The sequence below is a fragment of the Haloflavibacter putidus genome (assembly GCF_006546625.1).
Classification (GTDB): domain Bacteria; phylum Bacteroidota; class Bacteroidia; order Flavobacteriales; family Flavobacteriaceae; genus Mesonia; species Mesonia putida.
This window is the reverse complement of sequence record NZ_VIAR01000016.1, coordinates 1-21,144: the sequence shown is the minus strand read 5'-3', so window position 1 is coordinate 21,144 and position 21,144 is coordinate 1. Positions and strand designations below refer to the sequence as shown.

Annotated in this window: 15 protein-coding genes; 9 read left to right on the top strand and 6 right to left on the bottom strand. The window is 37.1% G+C overall.

Annotation, left to right across the window (positions count from 1 at the left end):
- The first annotated feature begins 471 nt into the window (after positions 1–471).
- Positions 472–807, top strand: coding sequence for a nucleotidyltransferase family protein (locus FKR84_RS12640; RefSeq protein WP_233357768.1), 336 nt, complete (start codon positions 472–474; stop codon positions 805–807).
- Positions 776–1,105, top strand: a complete 330-nt coding sequence (locus FKR84_RS12635) for a HepT-like ribonuclease domain-containing protein (RefSeq protein WP_141422680.1) — start codon at positions 776–778, stop codon at positions 1,103–1,105. The genes FKR84_RS12640 and FKR84_RS12635 overlap by 32 nt, the downstream gene beginning before the upstream one ends.
- An 877-nt stretch (positions 1,106–1,982) precedes the next feature.
- On the opposite strand, the gene rffA is transcribed toward FKR84_RS12635, so the two are convergent.
- From rffA to FKR84_RS12605, 6 genes are all read right to left on the bottom strand, one after another.
- Positions 1,983–3,107, bottom strand: a complete 1,125-nt coding sequence (gene rffA, locus FKR84_RS12630; RefSeq protein ID WP_141422679.1) for a dTDP-4-amino-4,6-dideoxygalactose transaminase — start codon at positions 3,105–3,107, stop codon at positions 1,983–1,985.
- A gap of 1,026 nt (positions 3,108–4,133) precedes the next feature.
- On the bottom strand, positions 4,134–4,994 hold the full coding sequence (locus tag FKR84_RS12625) for an ABC transporter permease (RefSeq protein ID WP_141422678.1): 861 nt from the start codon (positions 4,992–4,994) through the stop codon (positions 4,134–4,136).
- A 2-nt stretch (positions 4,995–4,996) separates the two neighbouring features.
- Positions 4,997–5,971, bottom strand: a complete 975-nt coding sequence (locus FKR84_RS12620; RefSeq protein WP_141422713.1) for an SDR family oxidoreductase — start codon at positions 5,969–5,971, stop codon at positions 4,997–4,999.
- 563 nt (positions 5,972–6,534) lie between these two features.
- Positions 6,535–7,812: a nucleotide sugar dehydrogenase gene (locus tag FKR84_RS12615; RefSeq protein ID WP_141422677.1), complete on the bottom strand. Its 1,278-nt coding sequence runs from the start codon at positions 7,810–7,812 to the stop codon at positions 6,535–6,537.
- Between the two features lie 2 nt (positions 7,813–7,814).
- The gene (locus FKR84_RS12610) at positions 7,815–10,277 is read right to left on the bottom strand and encodes a GumC family protein (protein WP_141422676.1); all 2,463 of its coding nucleotides are present in this window, start codon (positions 10,275–10,277) and stop codon (positions 7,815–7,817) included.
- Entirely contained in the window at positions 10,278–11,084 is an 807-nt protein-coding gene (locus FKR84_RS12605) for a polysaccharide biosynthesis/export family protein (protein ID WP_141422675.1), read from the bottom strand.
- 115 nt (positions 11,085–11,199) lie between these two features.
- On the opposite strand from FKR84_RS12605, the gene FKR84_RS12600 reads away from it, so the two are divergent.
- The 7 genes from FKR84_RS12600 to secA all read left to right on the top strand — a co-directional run bounded on the left by FKR84_RS12600 (position 11,200) and on the right by secA (position 20,899).
- Entirely contained in the window at positions 11,200–13,062 is a 1,863-nt protein-coding gene (locus tag FKR84_RS12600; protein ID WP_141422674.1) for an ABC-F family ATP-binding cassette domain-containing protein, read from the top strand.
- Positions 13,063–13,866: 804 nt separating this feature from the next.
- Positions 13,867–14,637, top strand: a complete 771-nt coding sequence (locus FKR84_RS12595; protein ID WP_141422673.1) for an O-methyltransferase — start codon at positions 13,867–13,869, stop codon at positions 14,635–14,637.
- Positions 14,638–15,388: 751 nt separating this feature from the next.
- The gene (locus tag FKR84_RS12590) at positions 15,389–16,081 is read left to right on the top strand and encodes an ABC transporter ATP-binding protein (protein ID WP_141422672.1); all 693 of its coding nucleotides are present in this window, start codon (positions 15,389–15,391) and stop codon (positions 16,079–16,081) included.
- Between the two features lie 2 nt (positions 16,082–16,083).
- A complete protein-coding gene (locus tag FKR84_RS12585) occupies positions 16,084–16,272 on the top strand; it encodes a hypothetical protein (RefSeq protein ID WP_141422671.1) in 189 nt (62 codons plus the stop codon).
- Positions 16,273–16,443: 171 nt separating this feature from the next.
- The gene (locus tag FKR84_RS12580; protein ID WP_141422670.1) at positions 16,444–17,022 is read left to right on the top strand and encodes a cob(I)yrinic acid a,c-diamide adenosyltransferase; all 579 of its coding nucleotides are present in this window, start codon (positions 16,444–16,446) and stop codon (positions 17,020–17,022) included.
- A gap of 211 nt (positions 17,023–17,233) precedes the next feature.
- Positions 17,234–17,455, top strand: a complete 222-nt coding sequence (locus FKR84_RS12575) for a DUF2795 domain-containing protein (protein ID WP_008272287.1) — start codon at positions 17,234–17,236, stop codon at positions 17,453–17,455.
- An 87-nt stretch (positions 17,456–17,542) separates the two neighbouring features.
- On the top strand, positions 17,543–20,899 hold the full coding sequence (gene secA, locus FKR84_RS12570) for a preprotein translocase subunit SecA (RefSeq protein ID WP_141422669.1): 3,357 nt from the start codon (positions 17,543–17,545) through the stop codon (positions 20,897–20,899).
- Positions 20,900–21,144 lie beyond the last annotated feature (245 nt).

Genomic DNA, 21,144 nt, shown 5'->3' with positions numbered 1-21,144 from the left:
AAGCTTTTATTCAGAATCTCTGGGTTAAGTAGAAAAAGATTTCTCAGTCGTTCCTCCATCGAAATGACAACGAGAATTTTATTTAACTGTCATCTCGACGATAGGAGAGATCTCTTTGGTTGTGGTCAGTGTTCAGTGATCAGTGTTCACTTGGCAGCTAGCTAAATTATGAGTTTTTAATTTAAAAGTTTATGAAATCTTCCACCGTTTGAAGTAAGCGAATCAACTAATTAACTAATCAACACATTTATTTTCTCAGTCGTTTCTCCATCGAAGGACAGTGTTGTTTTGTTTTCCCGGTGTCATCTCGACGATAGGAGAGATCTTTTTTACGAGTGTTGTTTTGTTTTCCCAGTTCATTTCGACGATAGGAGAAATTTCTGGTCAAAAGTTAGTATTAAGATTCTGCTTAGTCTCAAGCTGGTAGTAAATTAGAAAAACGGTTTCGAAAAAAACCATTATATTAGCCTTATGAATTTGAAAGAGTCTATTAAGGATAAAATGGCAGATTTCTTGACATTGTGTAAAGCTCATAATGTAAAAGAACTGTACGCGTTTGGTTCTTCCATTACAAATCAATTTAATGAGAAATCAAGCGATATTGATTTATTGATTGAGATTGATAATGATGACCCAATTGAACGCGGAGAAGACCTTATGAATATTTGGGATAAGTTGGAACAGTTCTTTCAAAGAAAAGTCAATTTATTGACAAACACTTCCATTAAAAACCCTATTCTCAGAAAAAGTATTGATTCAACGAAAATTTTGATCTATGACGGAAAAGAGCAAAAAATATCTATCTGATATTTTAATAGCTGTCGATTTGATAGAGAAATTTACGGTTGACATTACAGATTTTGAGGTTTATCAGAATGATTTAAAAACCCAAAGTGCCGTCGAAAGGCAATTAGCAATTATTGGAGAAGCTCTAAATAAACTCAAAAAAATCAAACCTACTATAGAGATTGAGAATGATAAGCAAATTATTGGCTTCCGAAATAGATTAATACACGCCTACGATAGTATAGACAACTCAATAGTTTGGGCAATTTTAAATCGTCATTTGAAAAAACTAAAACAAGAAATCAAGGCATTGGAATAAAGTCTGCTACCAATAACCTTACATATAATGAATAACGGGAATGAGATGCTAAAATAAGGTCTCGATACACTGCTTTTTCTTCGCTATCGCTTCAAAAAATCAGCACTCGACCTGACAAAATTACTCAATATACAATCTACAGTATACATTATACAGTTAAGTCATGAGTCGTTTTGGATAGTCTTAACACAAATGCGGAAAAAGATTTCTCAGTCGTTCCTCCATCGAAATGACAGTATTATTTTGCTTTCCAATTGTCATTTCGACGATAGGAGGAATCTTTTTTGAGTGGGTGAGTCGTGAGTTTGTGAGTTGGTGAGTTGGTGAGTTGGTGAGTAAATTTCAAAAATGGGTGTTAGCAGACTACAAAAAAATTCATCAATAAACTAGGTCTCGATACACTGCTTTTTCTTCGCTATCGCTTCAAAAAATCAGCACTCGACCTGACAATGGCTCCTAACTGTCACTTCGAGTGGGCGGTTTTAGAAAACAAGCAATTGAAAATTGCGTAAGTTTTCTTAATCGGTTGTATCGAGAAGTCTATATCAAAAACTGTAATACTGACTAACAAGCTGGTATTTTTTCGATTGGTGTTTTTCGTTGGATGATTTTTAATTTTTTAGCGTACAGCTGATGTTTCCCAAAAAACATTGACCGTTTTGGAGAGACTCAAAGACAATACAGAAAAAGATTTCTATGTCGTTCCTCCCGCGAAATGACATCGTTATTTTGTTTTTCCTTTATCATCCCGACGAAAGGAGGGGTCTTTATTCTGAATGTGGATAAAACAACTCAAAATTTAAAATTATTTAAGTAGCATACAGCTTAAAGCATATGGCTTAACGCTACTTTACTCTTTCACTCTTTCACTTTTTCACTATTCATAAAACTCAAAAATAGCTTCAATCACCTGGTCTTGTTCTGCTTGACTTAGGCCGTAATATAAAGGCAAGCGCAATAAACAACTTGCAAAATATTCAGTATTGGGTAAAGATTGTTGTGGATTGTTTTTTAAATAATACGGACTGGTATGCAGACCTAAATAATGAAAAACACTATGAATTTTCTTCTCTTTTAAAAAAGCTATTAAATCATTACGCTCGTTGGCGGAAGAACAAAGCAGATAAAAAATATGTGCGTTGTGGGGCGTGTTTTGTGGCAGCTGCGGAAGTTTTATTTTATTTTCTTTTTGTAAAACTTCTAATTTTTGGTAATAATAATTCCATAAGTCTAAGCGCTTTTGGTTTACCTTTTTAATTTCGGGGAGTTGTGCCAATAAAACCGCTGCAATAAACTCGGCCGGCATAAAAGAAGAGCCGGTATCGTTCCAATTATAAGCAGTGGTTTCGCCTCTAAAAAAAGCAGCGCGATTGGTTCCTTTTTCCCAAATCATTTCTGCACGTTTTACAAATATAGGATCGTTGATACCCAAAATTCCACCTTCTCCACTGCTTATGTTTTTGGTCTCGTGAAAACTAAAAGTCGATAAATGTCCGATACTGCCAAGATATCCGGCCTCTTGTTTTACACCTATGGCGTGAGCACAGTCTTCTATTACATATAAATTATGTTTTTTTGCTAAAGCCATAATTCCGTCCATATCTACCGGAACACCGGCATAATGCACTACCACAATCGCTTTTGTACGAGGCGTTATTTTTTCTGCAACCGCAGCAACCGACAGGTTTGGAAATTCTTTTTTTACATCGGCAAAAATTACTTTTGCCCCTTGCCGGTCAAAAGCCAAAGCCGTGGAAACAAAAGTATAGGAAGGCATAATAATTTCATCTTCGGGAGAAGCCTCTATCAGTAAAGCAGCCATTTCTAAAGCATCTGTGCAAGAAGTGGTTAAAAAAGCTTTTTTAAGATTGTAATGTTGTTCAAAATAAGCTTGGACTTGCTCGGTAAACACGCCATTTCCCGCCAACTTATTCACGGCCAAAACTTGTTGTAAATAATTAATTTCTTTCCCCGATTGAAAAGGCTTATTAAACGGAATCATAACTACAAATTATTGCCCCGAAGATAAGGTTTTTATTCGTGTATTCGTGTATTGGTATATTCGTGGGTTGTGGGGCGAGAGTCGTGGGGCGTTTGGCGTTTTTGGTTGAGCGTTTATCGTTGGTCGTTGGTCGTTTTTCGTATTTCGATAATTCCAATATTCGTTTTTTTGTGTAGATCCTAGTCGGTAATAGGTGGTCGTGGGTAATAAAAAAATTCAAAATTGGGCAAACACTCCCAAGACCTGTCATTCTGAAAAAAGCTGACCAGCGGAAAGGTTTTATTCAGAATCTTTGGGTTAAGTAGAAAAAGATTTCTATGTCGTTCCTCCATCGGAATGACAGCGAGAATTTTATTTAACTGTCATCTCGACGATAGGAGAGATCTCTTTGATTGTGGTGAGTTGGTGAGTTGCTGAGTGGTTATAAATTTCAAAAATGGGTGTTAGCAGACTACAAAAAAATTCGTCAATAAACTAGGTCTCGATACACTGCTTTTTCTTCGCTATCGCTACAAAAAATCAGCACTCGACCTGACAATGGCTCCTAACTGTCACTTCGAGTGGGCGGTTTTAGAAAACAAGCAATTGAGAATTGCGTAAGTTTTCTTAATCGGTTGTATCGAGAAGTCTATATCAAAAACTGTGATGCTGACTAACAAGCAGGTATTTTTTCGATTGGTGTTTTTCGTTGGATGATTTTTAATTTTTTAGCGTACAGCTGATGTTGACCATTTTGGATAGACTCAAATACGGTGTAAAAAAAAGATTTCTAAGTCGTTCCTCCATCGGAATGACAGCGAGAATTTTATTTAACTGTCATCTCGACGATAGGAGAGATCTTTTTAGTGGTGAGTTGGTGAATTAAAAATGGAGAAATTTCAAATTGCAATTTTCAAATTTTAAATTTCAAAATTAGAGATTAAGGTCATTAGGTGTCAGAAATACTACTTTGTTCTTTATCTCCTTGACTCTTTGCCTCTTTATCTATTTGCCTCTTTAACTTTTTACCTCTTTTACTACTACCTCCTAAACTGTATCAATAAAATTCTTCTCGGTTTTGTTAAAAATTACTAAGCCTATAAAAAAGATAACTACCGAAAAACAGAAGGCATAAAGCAATCCGCCCCAAGTGAAATCACCAAAATCTAACGTGATAAATCGGAAACCTTCAATGATTTGTGCTAAAGGATTGTACTCAAACAACCAGCTTATTTCCGGCAACTTTTCTTCGGCTTTATCCAACGGAAAAGGCACTGCCGAAATATACATCAATAAAGAAGTGGCAAAACCAACCAACACGGTTAAATCCCGATATTTGGTGGTAGCTGCCGAAATAGTCATTCCCAAACCAAGTCCGGTTAAAGCCATCATCAATACGTAAAGCGGAAACAACAGCAACAAAGAATTGGGCGCAACCTCTGCCCCACTTAAAACAAAATAGATATAAAAGCCTATAAAAATAAGCAGCTGAATACCAAATTTAACCAAATTAGAAATGGTAACCGACATTGGCATAATAGCTCTGGGAAAATACACTTTTCCAAAAATAGCTGCGTTGCCACGGAAGGTATTGGAAGTACCGGTAAGGCATTCTTTAAAATAATTCCACGCCGTAATTCCTGCTAAGTTAAACAAAAACGAAGGCACCGCACCAGTGGTAACCCCGGCCACATTGTTAAATACCAAGGTGAAAATTACCGAGGTAAACAAAGGCTGGATAAAATACCACAAGGGCCCTAAAATGGTTTGTTTGTAAACCGTAACAATATCGCGCTTTACAAAAAGAATAAGCAAATCTTTATACCGCCAAATTTCTTTTAAATTCAGGTTGAATAGACTTCTATGCGGCGTAATTTCGTATAACCAATCGGTTTGCGTTTTCTTCATTTTTAAAAGTTTTCCCAGGTTAGTTGTAAGCCGTCTTGTACACTAAAACGCGGCTGGTAATCTAATAAATCTTTTGCTTTTTGAATGTTGGCCAACGAGTCGCGCACATCGCCTTGGCGCGGCGGTCCGTAATTGGCTTGTATTCTTGTATTGGCGGCTTGTTGCAAGCTTTGCCATAATTCATTTAAGCTTATTCGTTCTCCGTAAGCTACATTATAGACCTTATTTGTCGCTTCCGCGGAAGCGAATAAGGCTTTTATATTGGCTTGTACCGCATTTTCTACAAAAGTAAAATCGCGTGTCTGCTCGCCATCGCCATTAATAGTAGGTGCCTTTTGGTCTTTTAAGGCTTGCATAAACAATGGGATTACCGCAGCATAAGCGCCTTGCGGACTTTGTTTTGGTCCAAAAACATTAAAATAGCGCAACCCGATAATTTCGATGCCGTAAGTATTGGCAAACACATTAGCATATAACTCGTTGACATACTTTGTTACAGCGTAGGGCGATAACGGATTTCCTATATTTTCTTCTTTTTTAGGCAATTCTTTACTGTCGCCATAAGTGGAAGACGAAGCTGCGTAAACCAGACGTTTTACACTATTGGTTTCTTTTTGTGCCACCAATATATTTACAAACCCGCTAATATTAACGGCATTGGTAGTAACCGGATCGTCTATAGAACGCGGCACCGAACCCAATGCAGCTTGATGCAACACATAATCTGCACCTTGCATGGCGCTTTTACAAGTCTCTAAATCGCGAATATCCCCTTCGATAAATTTAAAATTCGGCTGATCTTCAAATTCTTTGATGTTAGCATAATAGCCGTTGGAAAGATTGTCTAACACCCGCACTTCTTTAGCCCCGTATTTTAAAAGATACGCAACCAGATTAGAACCAATAAACCCGGCTCCTCCGGTTACTAAAAATATATAATTATGTAAATCTTTTTCGTGATAGGCGTGCTTAAACATCCAATTATTTTTTCTAATTAAAAATACCGCTTGCAAATATAGTTTTTTTTGATAGACCAGTGTGGTTCGTGTATTTGATTATTTGATTATTGGTGTATTGGTGTATTCGTGTATTGGTGTATTCGTTATTCGTTTAGCGTTTAGCGTTTTTTGTTGATTGGTAGTGATCAGTGATTAGTTGGCAGTGGTGTGTTGGTTTGTTGGGCGTTTTTAGTTGGGCATTTTTAGTTTTTCGTGTATTCGTGTATTCGTGTATTCGTGTATTGGAGATTAGGGATTAGGGGATTAAAAATCTTAATTCTTATAAAAAATCAAACTGTCATCTCGACGATAGGAGAGATCTTTTTTCCGAGTTTGGATAAACAGTAAGCGAGAAAGGGTTTCTCCTTCGTTCCTCCATCGAAAAGACAATGGAATTTTTTTTAAGAATTTATAGCTTAACCCTACTTTACTCTTTGGCTCCTTGACTCTTTGACTCTTGTATACCAGGTCTCGATACACTGCTTTTCTTCGCTATCGCTTCCAAAAACCAGCACTCGACCTGACAGTATACAATATAAAATCTACAGCCTCCCGTCTATCAATGCCATTGGTAAAAATGATTTTACGTCAAAAATAACCGTGTGGTCTTTGCTTAGGTTTTTATAGTCTAATTCTAAAAATTCCTGGTGAGAAACGCATAAAATAATGCTGTCGTATTTTTGTTTTAACGCATCGCAAGAGGTGGTTAAATCTATATCGAAAATCTCTTTTACTTCTTTTGGATTGGCCCACGGGTCGCAAACTTCTACGTCTAAATTATAGCCTTTTAATTCGTTTATTACGTCTATGGCTTTGGTATTGCGTACATCGGGACAGTTTTCTTTAAAGGTAATGCCCAGAACTAAAGCTTTCCCATTTTTTATGGGAGCGTCTTTTTTTACCATCAATTTGATAACTTCTTGCGCCACATAACGTCCCATTCCGTCGTTCATTCGGCGGCCGGCCAAAATGATTTCCGGATTATAACCTGCTTCTTGTGCGCGTTGCGCCAAATAATAAGGATCTACGCCGATACAATGTCCGCCCACCAAGCCGGGGGTAAATTTAATAAAATTCCATTTGGTTGCTGCCGCATCTAAAACCGCATCGGTATCTATATCTAATAATCGGAATATTTTTGAAAGTTCGTTTACAAAAGCAATATTAATATCGCGTTGCGAATTTTCAATAACTTTTGCGGCTTCTGCTACTTTTATAGTTGGTGCTAAATGCGTGCCGGCTGTTATCACAGAAGCGTATAAAGCATCTATGTCTTTGGCTATTTCCGGAGTAGAACCGGAAGTTACTTTTAAAATTTGTGTTACAGTATGTACTTTATCGCCCGGATTGATACGCTCTGGAGAATAACCGGCATAAAAATCTTTATTAAAGATCAAGCCGGAAATTTCTTCTAAAATAGGTACACAAACCTCCTCGGTAACCCCGGGATAGACGGTCGATTCATAAATTACCGTATCGCCCGGTTTTAAAACCTTTGCTATGGTAGCGCTGGCTTTTTCCAAAGGCGTTAAAATAGGCCGATGGTTTTTATCTGTTGGGGTTGGTACGGTTACTATATATACTTGCGCGGTTTTTAGCGTGTCTACCGCAGTATTTACTTCTAAATTGCCGGTAGATAAGACCTTTTGCAAAGCTTCATCTTCTACTTCTAAGGTATGGTCGTGCCCGGTACGCAATTCTTCTACTCGAGCCTTGTTAATATCGAAACCAATTACTTTATATTTTTCGGCGAAAGCCACTGCCAACGGCAAGCCTACATAACCTAAACCAATTACTGCAATTATGGGATCTTTATCCATACCTATCTTCTTTTTCTTATTTTATTTTTTATGCGCTGCCACCAACTTTCGTGTACTTCGGTCTCGTGGTAACCTTTGTTATAGTTGCTGCCGTAGCCATAACCATAGCCATAACCGTAGCCGTAACCATAACCGTATTTAGCTTTTTGCTGAAAGTAGTTCAAGACAAAACTTATACTGCCAATTTCCCCTTTTTTATACTTTTCGTTGATAACGTTGAGCATACCGTTTTTGGTATAATTCTGCCGAACGATATACAGGGAAGCATCAGCGAACTTACCCAAGGTTAAAGCGTCTGCCACCAAACCAATTGGCGGACTATCTAAAATAATATAATCGTATTCTGTTTTTAATTCATTCATTAAAACCTCCATCTTGTCATCCATCAACAACTCTGACGGATTGGGCGGAACGGGTCCGGCGGTAATCACATCTAAATTATCAAAACGGGTTTCCTGAATAACCTCCGCTTTGTTTTTATCGCCTATCAGATAGTTTACTAAACCAATATCATTACTGATTTCAAAATCATCAAAAATCTTCGGTCTTCTTAAATCAACGCCAACCAAGATGCATCGTTTTCCGCTTAAAGCGAAAACAGAAGACAAGTTCATAGAAACAAAGGTTTTTCCTTCCCCGCTGACCGAGGAAGTAACCAACACGGTTTTTGAGCCTTGAATATTTTTTTGTCGATAAATAAATTGCAAACTGGTGCGCAGACCTCTAAAGCTTTCGGCTATAGCCGATTTTGGCTTGTTGTATACTACGAGATTGGTCTTTTGCCTACTTTTTCCAATTAACCCGAGCACCGGAATGTTGGACAAGCGCTCCACATCTTTTACGGTTTTTATTTTATTATCGAAAAATACCAGCAAAAATATAATAACCAAAGGCGCAAAACTGCCAATTAATATGGCCATCACATAATTGAGTTGCGTATTGGGACCAATTTTTCCGCCGCCTACGTCTTTAGCTTTATCAATAACTTTAACGTCGCTTACATTGGCTGCTTTTACCAGACCGGCTTCGTTGCGTTTTGCCAAAAACAAGTTATAGGTTTGTTCGCTAATATTATAGCGGCGCTCAATTTTAAGTAAATTTTGCTGCTCCTTGGGTAGAGACCGCACTTGCTGCTCTAAGCGTGCAATTTCGCCACGAATAGTATTGAGTTCTTTATTCAGTAAAGATCTGGAGGAGCTAATATTTTCTAATAAAACCGATTTGGTAGCATTTATTTTTCTATCTATATCTTCAAAAACCGGAGAACTTTCTTGCATAGAATAAGCATACTGCTTGCGTTGTTCTGCCAACTGTACGATACGGCCTACCGCAGCACTTATACTGGGTTCTTGAATACCCGCCACCGATGGTGCCGGCGCGTTAGAATAATCGTCCCGGGTTTCTAAATAATCTCGTAAGGTATTGTAGTAGGAAACTTCCCGTTCTACCTCCTCTTCTTGCAGGTCTAACTTTGTAAGCTTGGTACGCAATTCCTGCCCTTCTGCGGTAATATCGAGAATTTCGTTTTCTATACGGAATTGGTTCATCTCGTTTTCAACATCCCGCAACTCATCTGCCTTTACCGCCAAAGTAGAATCGATAAACCGAATGGTTTTGGTAGCAAACAAATTCTTACGGTTAAGCATATCTTCCCGCAATACCTTGGTAGTAGTATTAAGATAATCTGCTATTTTCTTTTTGTTGTTTCCGGTCAGCGCCAAATTAATGATAGAACTACCTTTACCTTGATTACCCACCTGAATATTTTGGTACTGCTGAACAACACTGTTAAAGTTTAAAAATTGAAGGTAGTAAATTTGACCGGGAAGTATTTTACGCTCATTTTTTTCTAGTTTACCATGAATAAACGGTAAATCTATTGGCTGTCCCAATCTAAATTTATACTCGCTGAGTTTTTTGTCTATATATAAAGATTTAACCAAGTTTTGATCGTAACGCATCAGATTAAAGCTACCCGGTTCTTCTATACTAAGCCGAAGTTTAAAACGGGTAGAATCTATAAACTCTATGGCAATAGGCGTGTTTAAAATTTGTCCATGTAAACTATCTACTTCAAAACGAAACGGTACTCTGCCATAAGCATCTACTTTTTGATATTCGCCCTCTTGTAAATATTGTACATAATATTCTAAACGCTCCACTACCTTTTCGTTATGCGAACGGGTTTGCAAAGTAGTTACGGCGGTATTTACCTTATCGGAAACGCCTCCCCAGTTAAATGTTAAGCTTTGATTAGAGGTAAATAACGGATTTTGTGCATCTTTTATGGTAATTAAACTGCTTAAACGGTATACCGGCAACTTGCGTACATTTATATAATAGGCAATGCCCAAGCCAATTACAATAGCCAGTACAAACACATACCAATAACTTAAGATTTTAAGTAAAAACCCTTTAAAATCAAAGTTTATATTCGATTCCTGTACTTCAAATTCTTCTTCCATCTATAAGCGGGTTGTTAAAATAAGCAAGGAAGTAAACAAGGTTACTACACTGGCAATTGCCGAAAAAGTTTCTAATCCACTAACCCCAAAACCATAAGATTTTTGCGGCAGGGGTTTTACGATAATCAAATCGTTTGGCTGTATATAATAATAAGGAGAGTTTACGGCATCTATACTGGTAAGGTCTATATGGTGTACTTTTTGTCCTTCGGGATATTGGCGTAAAATCATAACGTCTTTTCTGTCGCCGGTCACGGGAATATCGCCAGCATTCGCAATAGCCTCCATAATGGTAACTTCATTATCATATAAAATTTGTGTTCCCGTACCAATTTCACCGACAGTAGTATAACGAACCCCGGCCAACTTTACGGTGACAAATAAATTTGCCTCTTCTTTAAAATAATTTTCCAATAATAGACTTTCTATTTTTTTACGAATCTCTTCGGTAGTATAGCCTAAGACGTTTATTTCTCCTAAAGTAGGAACACGTATGTTGCCGTGCGCGTCTACTAGATAACCATCAAAATATAATTGTTCCGCATTCATTTTCTGGCCCCCACTACTACCTTCTTGCGTAGATTTATCAAACATTTGGACCACAGCTTGATCCAAAGCTTTTACATTAATGTCTAACAAATCGTTAATCTGTACGCGATACGGCTTTTGTATACGCTTTACGCTTACCAAACTATCTAGCATCTCTTGATTTTCGGGCTGTTGCAAATAAGTAAGTTTTTTGGTACCAATGCACGAACCCATTTGTAGAGCCAACAACAAAAGCGTTAAAAAGCGTATATATTTCATCTATTTTCTTTTCGCTAAAAAATTGAGCGACAAATATAAGTTTTCAAGCTTAATATTAAAACATGAAATGGGAATACTCCATAATTTATTTTAATTTGCAGCAAAAATTATTGTGGTGAATTACGTTTCGGTTGAACAAATTGCAAAATCTTATGGCGAGCGGGTTTTGTTTGAGGATATATCCTTTGGTATTAACCAAGGTCAAAAAATAGGCTTGATTGCCAAAAACGGTACAGGCAAGACTTCCCTACTGAATATTTTGGCCAAATTAGATCTCCCCGATCGTGGCGAAGTGGCTTATCGTAAAGACATAAAAGTTTCTTTCTTACCGCAACAACCAAGCTTAGATGCAAACTTAACGATAGAAGAAACCATTCTTTCTTCCGATAACGAAATTTTAAAAACTATTGCTGCTTACGAAAAGGCTTTAAAAAATGCCGGTGACACCGAGGCTTATCAAAAAGCTTTTGACCAAATGGAAGCAAAACAGGCCTGGGATTTTGAAACCCAATACAAACAAATACTTTCTAAACTAAACCTGGAAAACTTAGATAAAAAAGTAAAATTACTTTCTGGCGGACAAAAACGGCGTTTGGCCCTGGCGGGAACTTTATTAGATAATCCTGATCTTTTAATCTTAGACGAGCCCACCAACCACCTCGATTTGGAGATGATAGAGTGGTTGGAAGGTTACTTTAAAAAACAAAACATCACCTTATTTATGGTTACCCACGATCGTTATTTTTTAGAGCGGGTGTGTAACGAGATTATAGAGCTGGAAGCCGGCATTCTTTATAATTATAAAGGCAATTACAGCTATTATTTAGAAAAGCGCGAAGCTCGCATAGAAAACGAAAAATCGAATACAGAAAAAGCCAAACAACTCTATAAAAAAGAATTAGATTGGATGCGCAGGCAACCCAAAGCCCGCACCACCAAATCTAAATCGCGTATAGAAGACTTTTCGGATATCAAAGCTCGTGCATCGCAACGCCGAAACGAACAAAAAGTGCAGTTGGAAATAAATATGGAACGTTTGGGAAACAAAATTGTAGAGCTGCATAATATTTCTAAATCGTATGAAGAAAAAACGCTTTTTGAAAATTTTGATTATAATTTTCAACCCGGTGAGCGACTTGGCATTATCGGTAAAAACGGCACGGGTAAAACCACCTTTCTAAAAACCCTTACGGGGAATATTAAACCGGATACCGGCAAAATTGTTATTGGCGAAACCGTAAAATTTGGTCACTACACCCAAAGCGGCATTACTATAAAAGAAGGTCAAAAAGTAATTGATGTAATTCGGGAGTTTGGCGACTATATTCCGCTAAAGAAAGGTCGGCAAATCTCTGCGCAGCAATTGTTGGAACGCTTTCTATTCGATCGTAAAAAGCAGTATGATTTTGTAGAGAAACTCAGCGGAGGCGAACAAAAGCGTTTGTATTTGTGTACGGTTTTAATACAAAACCCCAACTTTTTAATTCTGGATGAGCCTACCAACGATTTGGATATTGTAACCTTAAATATTTTAGAAAATTTCTTATTAGATTTTCCGGGATGCTTAATCGTAGTTTCCCACGATAGATATTTTATGGATAAAATAGTAGACCATTTATTTATCTTTAAGAAAGAAAGCAAAATTCAGGATTTCCCCGGCAATTACAGCGACTATCGCAGTTACGAAAGCAGCAAAAAACACCAAGGAGAAACCGAAAAGAAAACCTCTGCCGCCAAAAAAGAATGGCAAGAGAGTAAAACTACGGCCAAGCTGAGCTATCAGGAGCAAAAGGAATACAAAAATTTAGAAAAGGAAATCGCCAAATTAGAAGCTAAAAAAGAAAAACTACAAAAAGATTTCCTAAAGGACTTAAGTCAAGAAGAAATAACAGAAAAGTCCATTAAACTCCAAGAAATAGAAGATAATATAGAACAAAAAACAGAACGCTGGTTTGAGCTTGGTGAGTTGATGAGTTGATGAGTTGATGAGTAAAAAAATCCAAACTGTCATTCTGAAAAAATCTGACCAGCGGGAAGGTTTTATTCAGAATCTCTTTATCGGGTATCCGAATAGTCCTATTAGTGATTGTTGGTTTTAAGTTGGCAGGGTTTAGTGGTCAGTTATGGTAAAAAAAGTTAAACTGTCCTTCTGAAAAAATCTGACTGGAGGGAAGATTTTATTCAGAATCTCTTTATAGGGTATCCGAATATTCGTATTGGCGATTAGTGGTTTTAAGTAGACAGTGGTGAGTTGGTGAGTTGGTGAGTTGGTGAGTTTAAAATGAAAAAACTTCAAATTACAAATATCAAATATCAAATATCAAATATCAAAATTAGGGATTAAGAATTAGTCATTAGGTGTCAGAAATACTACTTTGTCCTTGATATGGCAAGTGTTTATTAGTCAGTGAATTCTAAACCGCATTATACAATTTACAGTATACATTATACAGTTTAAAAAATAGCAAATAGCTGATGTTCTCAAAAATAACATTGACCGTTTTGGATAGGCTAAAAGACAATACAGAAAAAGATTTCTCAGTCGTTCCTCCATCAAAATGACAGGAGAATATAGATTTACTTAATTAGGAATGATGAATTTTTAATTATCAATTTTTGGATATTCTTCCAACGGCAATGAGGTGTTTTGCTTTCCGTTTGTCATCTCGACGAAAGGAGAGATCTTTTGGCGCGTGATATTCCGATAACTCGCAAAAAATTTCAAAATTAAAAATCGTTTACAGCTAATCCCCCAATTCCGTATCTTTGCAAAAACACAGCTATGCAGCATTTAGTAAAATCGTATCCAAAATTCTGGTGGAAAAGTTCTAACCAACACGGTATACATTCTCCTTTTGTATACCAATTGGTAACGCGGTGTTTTTACGACAAAAAAGAACATCCCTCCTATCCTATCTTAAAGCAATATCGCAAAAACTTGTTGCGTGATCAACGGGAATTAAATGTAACCGACTTAGGTGCTGGGTCGCGCGTGTTTAATAACGAAAAAAGAAAAGTTGCACAGGTAGCAAAAAATTCGGCTACAGGTTTAAAACGCAGCAAGTTTTTAAATAGGTTAACGGCCTATTTTCAGGTAAGAAATGCAGTAGAACTGGGAACTTCTGTGGGAATGGGCAGCGCCGCCATTGCTTGTGAAAATCCGGTGAATTTATATACGATAGAGGGTTGTCCCGAGATTGCTAATGTGGCGCGCAATAACTTTAAAAAATTCGGATTTAATAATATTCAATTGGCCCAAGGTGACTTTACGGAAAAAATTGCCGAAATACCATTTAAGCAAATAGATATGGCGTTTATAGACGGCAATCACCAAAAAGAAGCTACTTTAAGTTACTTCGAAAAACTCTTACCTTACATTCATAACAATTCATTTTTCATTTTAGACGATATTTATTGGTCTCCGGAAATGCAAGAAGCTTGGGAAACAATCAAGGCGTATCCGCAAGTAAAAGTTAGTATCGACACCTTTTTCTGGGGCCTGATTTTTTTCCGTAAAGAGCAACGTAAAGAACATTTTAAGGTTCGATTGTAGCATAGGGATTAGGGATTAGGGATTAGGAAATATCAAAAGCTGTCATTCTGGAAAAATCTGACCGGAGGAAAGATTTTATTCAGAATCTCTTTATCGCTCTTTTCGAATATTCGTATTGGTGAATGTTGGTTTTAAGTTGGCAGTGGTGAGTGGTGAGGGCAAATTTCAAATTTAGACTGCGCTGCCCTACATAATGTTAACCGTTTTGGATAGATTCATGTTAATGCAGAAAAAGATTTCTCACTCGTTCCTCCATCGAAATGACAGCGAGTATAGTTTTTGTTTTTCGCAAGTCATCTCGACGAAAGAAGATATCTGTTTTTAACGCTATATGCGGTAAGCAATAAGCTTTAAGCAAAAAGATTGCTCAGTCATTCCTCCATCTTTTTTTAATGCTATATGCTTTAAGCGAATGGATTTATTAATCATTTTCTCCACTGCAATGAATGCGAAAATATTCTTTGACTTAGAAATGTCATCTCGACGAAGGAGAGATCTTTATTCCAAGTAGGGATAAAAAATTCAGAATTTTAAATTAAAAATTATACAGTATAAAACATTACTTACAGCATAAACCTTATCGCCTTCATTGACTTTTATCTTTTAAACCCCTTGTCTCTTTCACTTCTTAACTCATTGACTCAATGACTAATCAACTATTAACCTTTTTGACTATTTTACTCTTTCACTTGTTAGTATATTTGTAACAAATGCAATATAAAAGCGTCTTTAATTTAGAAAGAAAACCAGCATGCACAAGGAAGTTATACAGATAAAAAAAATTACAAGAGATTTCCCGCTAGGGCAGGAAATAGTTAAGGTTCTTAAAGGTATAGATTTACAAATAGATAAAGGAGAATATGTTGCCATTATGGGACCGTCGGGTTCGGGTAAATCTACTCTAATGAATTTATTAGGATGTCTGGATACGCCCACTGCCGGCAGCTATGTATTAAACGGAAAAGATGTATCGGAGTTAAGCGACGATGAATTGGCAGAAATACGCAATAAAGAAATTGGTTTTGTGTTTCAAACCTTTAACCTTTTACCCCGCACCACTGCTTTAGATAATGTGGCTTTACCAATGATTTATGCCGGAAAAAGCAAACAAGACCGCGTAAAAAGAGCAGAACAAGTTTTAACAGAAGTAGGGCTGGGCGACCGGATGGACCATAAACCCAATCAGCTTTCGGGGGGACAACGGCAACGTGTTGCTGTAGGAAGAGCTTTGGTAAACAAGCCCTCCATTATTTTGGCAGATGAACCTACCGGAAATTTAGATTCTAAAACTTCAGTAGAAATAATGAAACTGTTTAACAGCATTCACCAAGCCGGAAATACCGTTATTTTGGTTACCCACGAAGAAGACATCGCCGAACACGCACACAGAATCATCCGACTTCGGGACGGCTTGATAGAAAGCGACGAACGTAAAAAGCTATAAGGATGTTAAAAGGTATTCCCGAAGAAATTCAACTTATAATTAGCATTGTCTTAATAGGTATTTTGTTTTTTGCGGTAGTAGCCAATAATCGCCGAAACAAAAACAAACGCTACCATAGAAAAAGTAGAAATTTCAGAGAAAATTTTTACGAAAAACGAGAAAAGCAACAGAATAAAGAAGAGAATAGTTGATTAGTTGATGGGTTAATTGGTTGATTCGGTGATTTGTTGATTCGTTGACTCGTTCACTAATTTACCGATTCACTGGTTTACTTTTTTACTGAAAACTCAAAAACTCCTTAACTCACAAACCAAACCACTCAAAAACTTTTTATACCTTTAGAGATTAAAAGAAAAAATACTATGAAGATATATACTAAAACCGGCGATAAAGGCACTACTGCTTTATTTGGCGGTTCGCGCGTTCCTAAAAGTCATTACCGTATTGAAGCTTACGGCACGGTAGACGAGTTAAATGCGAATATTGGTTTAATAGCAGATCAAGCTATTGACAAGCATAGCAAAGATGTTTTAAAAGATATACAATATAATTTATTTACGCTTGGCGCGGAATTGGCCACAGATCCTAAAAAAGCAAAGCTAAAAAGCGGTAAAGACCGACTTGATATTTCTAAAATAAATGCCAGTCATATTGAGCAATTGGAAAAAGAAATAGACAAGATGAACGATGATTTACCACAAATGACGCATTTTATACTTCCGGGCGGCCACCCAACCGTGTCATATTGTCATTTATCGCGTTGCGTTTGCAGACGCGCAGAACGCCGTGCTGCTGCTTTATACCACGAAGAAGCATTTGACGATGCTATTTTGCAATATTTAAATAGATTGTCAGATTATTTATTTGTGCTGGCACGAAAGTTGACAAAAGACTTAAACGCAGAAGAAATACAATGGATTCCGAAAAAGGAAAAGGAATAATTACCTTAAAAACTTACCATTTTATTTCTTTTAAGAGAAAAAATTATTGTTTTTAAAATTTTTTGCTATATTTTTTGGCCATTAAGAATCCATCTAGCAAAATTGTAAAAAACAAACTAAGTTCTTAAAAGTATTGATTAATTAATAGATTTTTTACTTGCTTATTACAATTAAAAATTTATTTTTGCAAAAATTAAAACACTAGAATCAGATGTATTGGACGTTAGAATTAGCATCCTATTTAAGTGATGCTCCTTGGCCGGCAACAAAAGATGAGTTAATAGATTATGCAATTAGAACAGGAGCTCCTTTAGAGGTTGTAGAAAACCTGCAAGCCATTGAAGACGAAGGAGATTCTTACGACTCTATAGAAGAGATCTGGCCGGACTATCCCACAGATGAAGATTATCTCTGGAACGAGGATGAATATTAAAAAAGCAAAAAACTAAGTATAAAAAGTCTCAAATTGAGGCTTTTTTTTTGCTTACATTTGAACCCTATTTAAAAACAAACACCTATTATGAGTTTTTTAGACTCTATACTAAAATTATTTGTAGGCGATAAATCCAAACAGGATGTAAAGGCGCTACAGCCTATCGTAGACAAAATAAAATCTTTTGAAGAAAAATTAGAACAACTATCTTTAGACGAACTTCGTGCTAAAACCACCGAGTTTAAAGAAAAGATAGCAGAAGCTACTAAATCTGTTACCCAAGAAATAGCAGATTTAAAAAAGAAAGCAGAAGAATCAGAAGATATTACCGAAAAAGAAGATATCTATGCCCAAATAGATGCTGCAGAAGAAAAAGTTTACGAACTTTCTGAAGCTGTATTAAACGACATACTTCCCGAAGCTTTTGCCGTAGTAAAAGAAACCGCAAAACGCTTTTACCATAACGAAACCTTAGAAGTTACACCCAGCGCCTATGACCGCGAACTTTCGGCTACCAAAGATTACGTGGTACTCGAAGACGAAAAAGCCATTTGGCACAACCAATGGAATGCCGCTGGGAAAGAAGTAACCTGGGATATGATTCACTACGATGTACAGCTTATTGGCGGGGTTGCCATGCACCAAGGTAAAATTGCAGAGATGCAAACCGGTGAAGGTAAAACCTTGGTAGCTACCTTACCGGTATACCTAAATGCTTTAACCGGGCGCGGGGTACATTTGGTTACCGTAAACGATTATTTGGCAAAAAGAGATAGCGCCTGGATGGCACCTTTATTTCAATTTCATGGGATGAGTGTAGATTGTATAGACTATCACCGCCCAAATTCTGAAGCGCGTAGAAAAGCTTATAATGCAGACATTACTTATGGCACCAATAACGAATTTGGTTTTGACTACCTGCGTGACAATATGAGTCATTCACCCAAAGATTTGGTACAACGTCCGCATAACTTTGCTATTGTAGATGAGGTAGACTCCGTTTTAATAGACGATGCCAGAACGCCGCTTATTATTTCGGGACCGGTGCCAAAAGGCGATGTGCACGAATTTGACCAATTAAAACCGCAAATTTCTAAAGTGGTAGAAGCCCAACGCAAATATTTAGTTGGCGTATTGGCAGAAGCTAAAAAGAAAATTAAAGAAGGAGATACCAAAGATGGCGGATTTTTACTGCTACGCGTTTACCGTGGTTTACCAAAAAACAAAGCTCTTATTAAATTTTTAAGTGAGGAAGGTATTCGGCAGTTGCTACAAAAAACCGAAAACCATTATATGCAAGACAACAATAGAGAAATGCCAAAGGTAGATGCCGAGTTGTATTTTACTATTGATGAAAAAAACAACCAAATAGAACTTACCGATAAAGGGGTTGAGTTTTTATCTGGAAAAGAAGATCCGGATTTCTTTGTAATGCCGGAAATGGGAATGGAAATTTCTAAAATAGAAAACCAAAACCTCAGCAAAGAAGAAGAAGCAGAGAAAAAAGAAGAGCTTTTTAGAGATTATAGCGTTAAAAGTGAACGCATTCACACCCTTAGACAATTATTAAAAGCCTATACCCTATTCGAGAAAGATACCGAATATGTGGTGATGGAAAACAAGGTTAAAATTGTAGACGAGCAAACCGGTCGTATTATGGACGGGCGCCGTTATAGTGATGGTTTACACCAAGCTATAGAAGCCAAAGAAAATGTAAAAATTGAAGACGCCACACAAACCTTTGCAACCGTAACGCTTCAAAATTACTTTAGAATGTACCATAAACTTTCGGGGATGACCGGTACTGCGGTTACCGAAGCAGGAGAGTTTTGGGAAATTTACGAATTAGACGTAGTAGAAATACCTACCAACCGTCCAATTGCAAGAAAAGATAAAGAAGATTTGGTTTACAAAACCAAACGCGAAAAGTACAATGCAGTTATAGAAGAAGTAACCCAACTTTCTAAAGCCGGCAGACCGGTGCTAATTGGTACTACTTCTGTAGATATTTCTGAATTGCTAAGCAGAATGTTAAAAATTAGAAACATTCCGCATAATGTTTTGAACGCCAAATTGCATAAAAAAGAGGCAGATATTGTAGAAGAAGCCGGTAAATCTGGTATTGTAACCATTGCGACCAATATGGCCGGACGTGGTACAGATATTAAATTAAGCAAAGAAGTAAAAGAAGCCGGAGGTCTTGCCATTATTGGTACAGAACGTCACGACTCCAGACGAGTAGACCGCCAGTTAAGAGGTCGTGCCGGTCGACAAGGAGATCCCGGAAGTTCGCAATTTTATGTTTCTTTAGAAGACAATTTAATGCGTCTTTTCGGTTCGGAACGTATTGCGAAGCTGATGGATAAAATGGGCTTGGAAGAAGGCGAAGTTATTCAGCACGGAATGATTTCAAAATCTATAGAACGCGCCCAGAAAAAAGTAGAAGAAAACAACTTTGGCGTACGTAAACGATTGTTAGAATATGACGATGTGATGAACGCCCAACGGGAGGTAATTTACAAGCGTAGATACCACGCCTTATTTGGCGAAAGATTGCGCGTAGATATTGCCAATATGTTGTTTGATATTGCTGCTTCGATTACCGAAAACAATAAGGCTGCAGCCGATTTTAAAAACTTTGAGTTTGAGTTAATTCGGTACTTCTCGATGAATTCCCCGGTAACGGAAAAAGAATTTGAAAAAATAAGCACGCAAAAATTATCTGCGCAGGTTTATGATTTAGCCTACGAAAACTACCAAAATAAAATGGATAGGAATGCAGAATTAGCCTATCCGGTAATTAAACGGGTTTACGAAGAGCAAGGCGACCGTTTTGAGCGCATTGCCGTACCGTTTACAGATGGCAGCAAAACCTTGCAGGTTGCTACCAACTTAAAAGAAGCTTACGAAACCGAAGGTAAAAACCTTATCACAGATTTTGAGAAGAATATTACCTTGGCGATTATAGACGATGCTTGGAAAACCCATTTACGCAAAATGGATGAGCTAAAACAAAGTGTACAATTGGCCGTTCACGAACAAAAAGATCCTTTATTAATTTATAAGTTTGAAGCTTTTGAACTTTTTAAAGCCATGTTAGAAGAGGTTAATAGAGATGTAATTTCGTTCTTGTTTAAAGGGGAAATTCCGCAGCAGCAAGAAAATAATATTCAGGAGGCTGCAGAAAAACCGAAAGAACAAGTAGAAACCAGCAAGGAAGAAATTCCTAATATGGACGAGCGTGCGGCACAAAGCAGAGCTGCCGGCGAGCAAGCACAACAAAAACCACAAGTAACCGAAACCATAACGCGCGACCGACCAAAAATTGGACGTAATGATAAGGTTACCATCAAAAATGTGCGAAACGGGGAAAGTAAAACTTTAAAATACAAACAAGCCATTCCGCTTATTCAAAAAGGAGAATGGGTTTTGACGAAGTATTAAAAAATTAAAAAGTTTATAGAATTAGTAGTTGTCTTAAAACACATAGCTTTTGAGGCAACTACTTTTTTTATGAATAAATGTTTACATTTGAGAAGCGCATAAAAGTGTAAGCTTCCCTTAAAACCGAACTGTTTAAAAGTAGAATATTTATCTTAAATTTAAACAGTATGAAAAAGAGTAAATTTTCCCCACAACAGATCGCTAAGATCCTCAAAGAATTTGATAACGGAAAAACGGCCGTTGAA

What these genes read in the sequence shown, in the direction of transcription:
- FKR84_RS12640 (WP_233357768.1), top strand. Translation starts at nt 472, where the DNA reads ATGAATTTGAAAGAGTCTATTAAGGATAAAATGGCAGATTTCTTGACA.
- FKR84_RS12635 (WP_141422680.1), top strand. Translation starts at nt 776, where the DNA reads ATGACGGAAAAGAGCAAAAAATATCTATCTGATATTTTAATAGCTGTC.
- rffA (WP_141422679.1), bottom strand. Translation starts at nt 3,107, where the DNA reads ATGATTCCGTTTAATAAGCCTTTTCAATCGGGGAAAGAAATTAATTAT.
- FKR84_RS12625 (WP_141422678.1), bottom strand. Translation starts at nt 4,994, where the DNA reads ATGAAGAAAACGCAAACCGATTGGTTATACGAAATTACGCCGCATAGA.
- FKR84_RS12620 (WP_141422713.1), bottom strand. Translation starts at nt 5,971, where the DNA reads ATGTTTAAGCACGCCTATCACGAAAAAGATTTACATAATTATATATTT.
- FKR84_RS12615 (WP_141422677.1), bottom strand. Translation starts at nt 7,812, where the DNA reads ATGGATAAAGATCCCATAATTGCAGTAATTGGTTTAGGTTATGTAGGC.
- FKR84_RS12610 (WP_141422676.1), bottom strand. Translation starts at nt 10,277, where the DNA reads ATGGAAGAAGAATTTGAAGTACAGGAATCGAATATAAACTTTGATTTT.
- FKR84_RS12605 (WP_141422675.1), bottom strand. Translation starts at nt 11,084, where the DNA reads ATGAAATATATACGCTTTTTAACGCTTTTGTTGTTGGCTCTACAAATG.
- FKR84_RS12595 (WP_141422673.1), top strand. Translation starts at nt 13,867, where the DNA reads ATGCAGCATTTAGTAAAATCGTATCCAAAATTCTGGTGGAAAAGTTCT.
- FKR84_RS12590 (WP_141422672.1), top strand. Translation starts at nt 15,389, where the DNA reads ATGCACAAGGAAGTTATACAGATAAAAAAAATTACAAGAGATTTCCCG.
- FKR84_RS12585 (WP_141422671.1), top strand. Translation starts at nt 16,084, where the DNA reads ATGTTAAAAGGTATTCCCGAAGAAATTCAACTTATAATTAGCATTGTC.
- FKR84_RS12580 (WP_141422670.1), top strand. Translation starts at nt 16,444, where the DNA reads ATGAAGATATATACTAAAACCGGCGATAAAGGCACTACTGCTTTATTT.
- FKR84_RS12575 (WP_008272287.1), top strand. Translation starts at nt 17,234, where the DNA reads ATGTATTGGACGTTAGAATTAGCATCCTATTTAAGTGATGCTCCTTGG.
- secA (WP_141422669.1), top strand. Translation starts at nt 17,543, where the DNA reads ATGAGTTTTTTAGACTCTATACTAAAATTATTTGTAGGCGATAAATCC.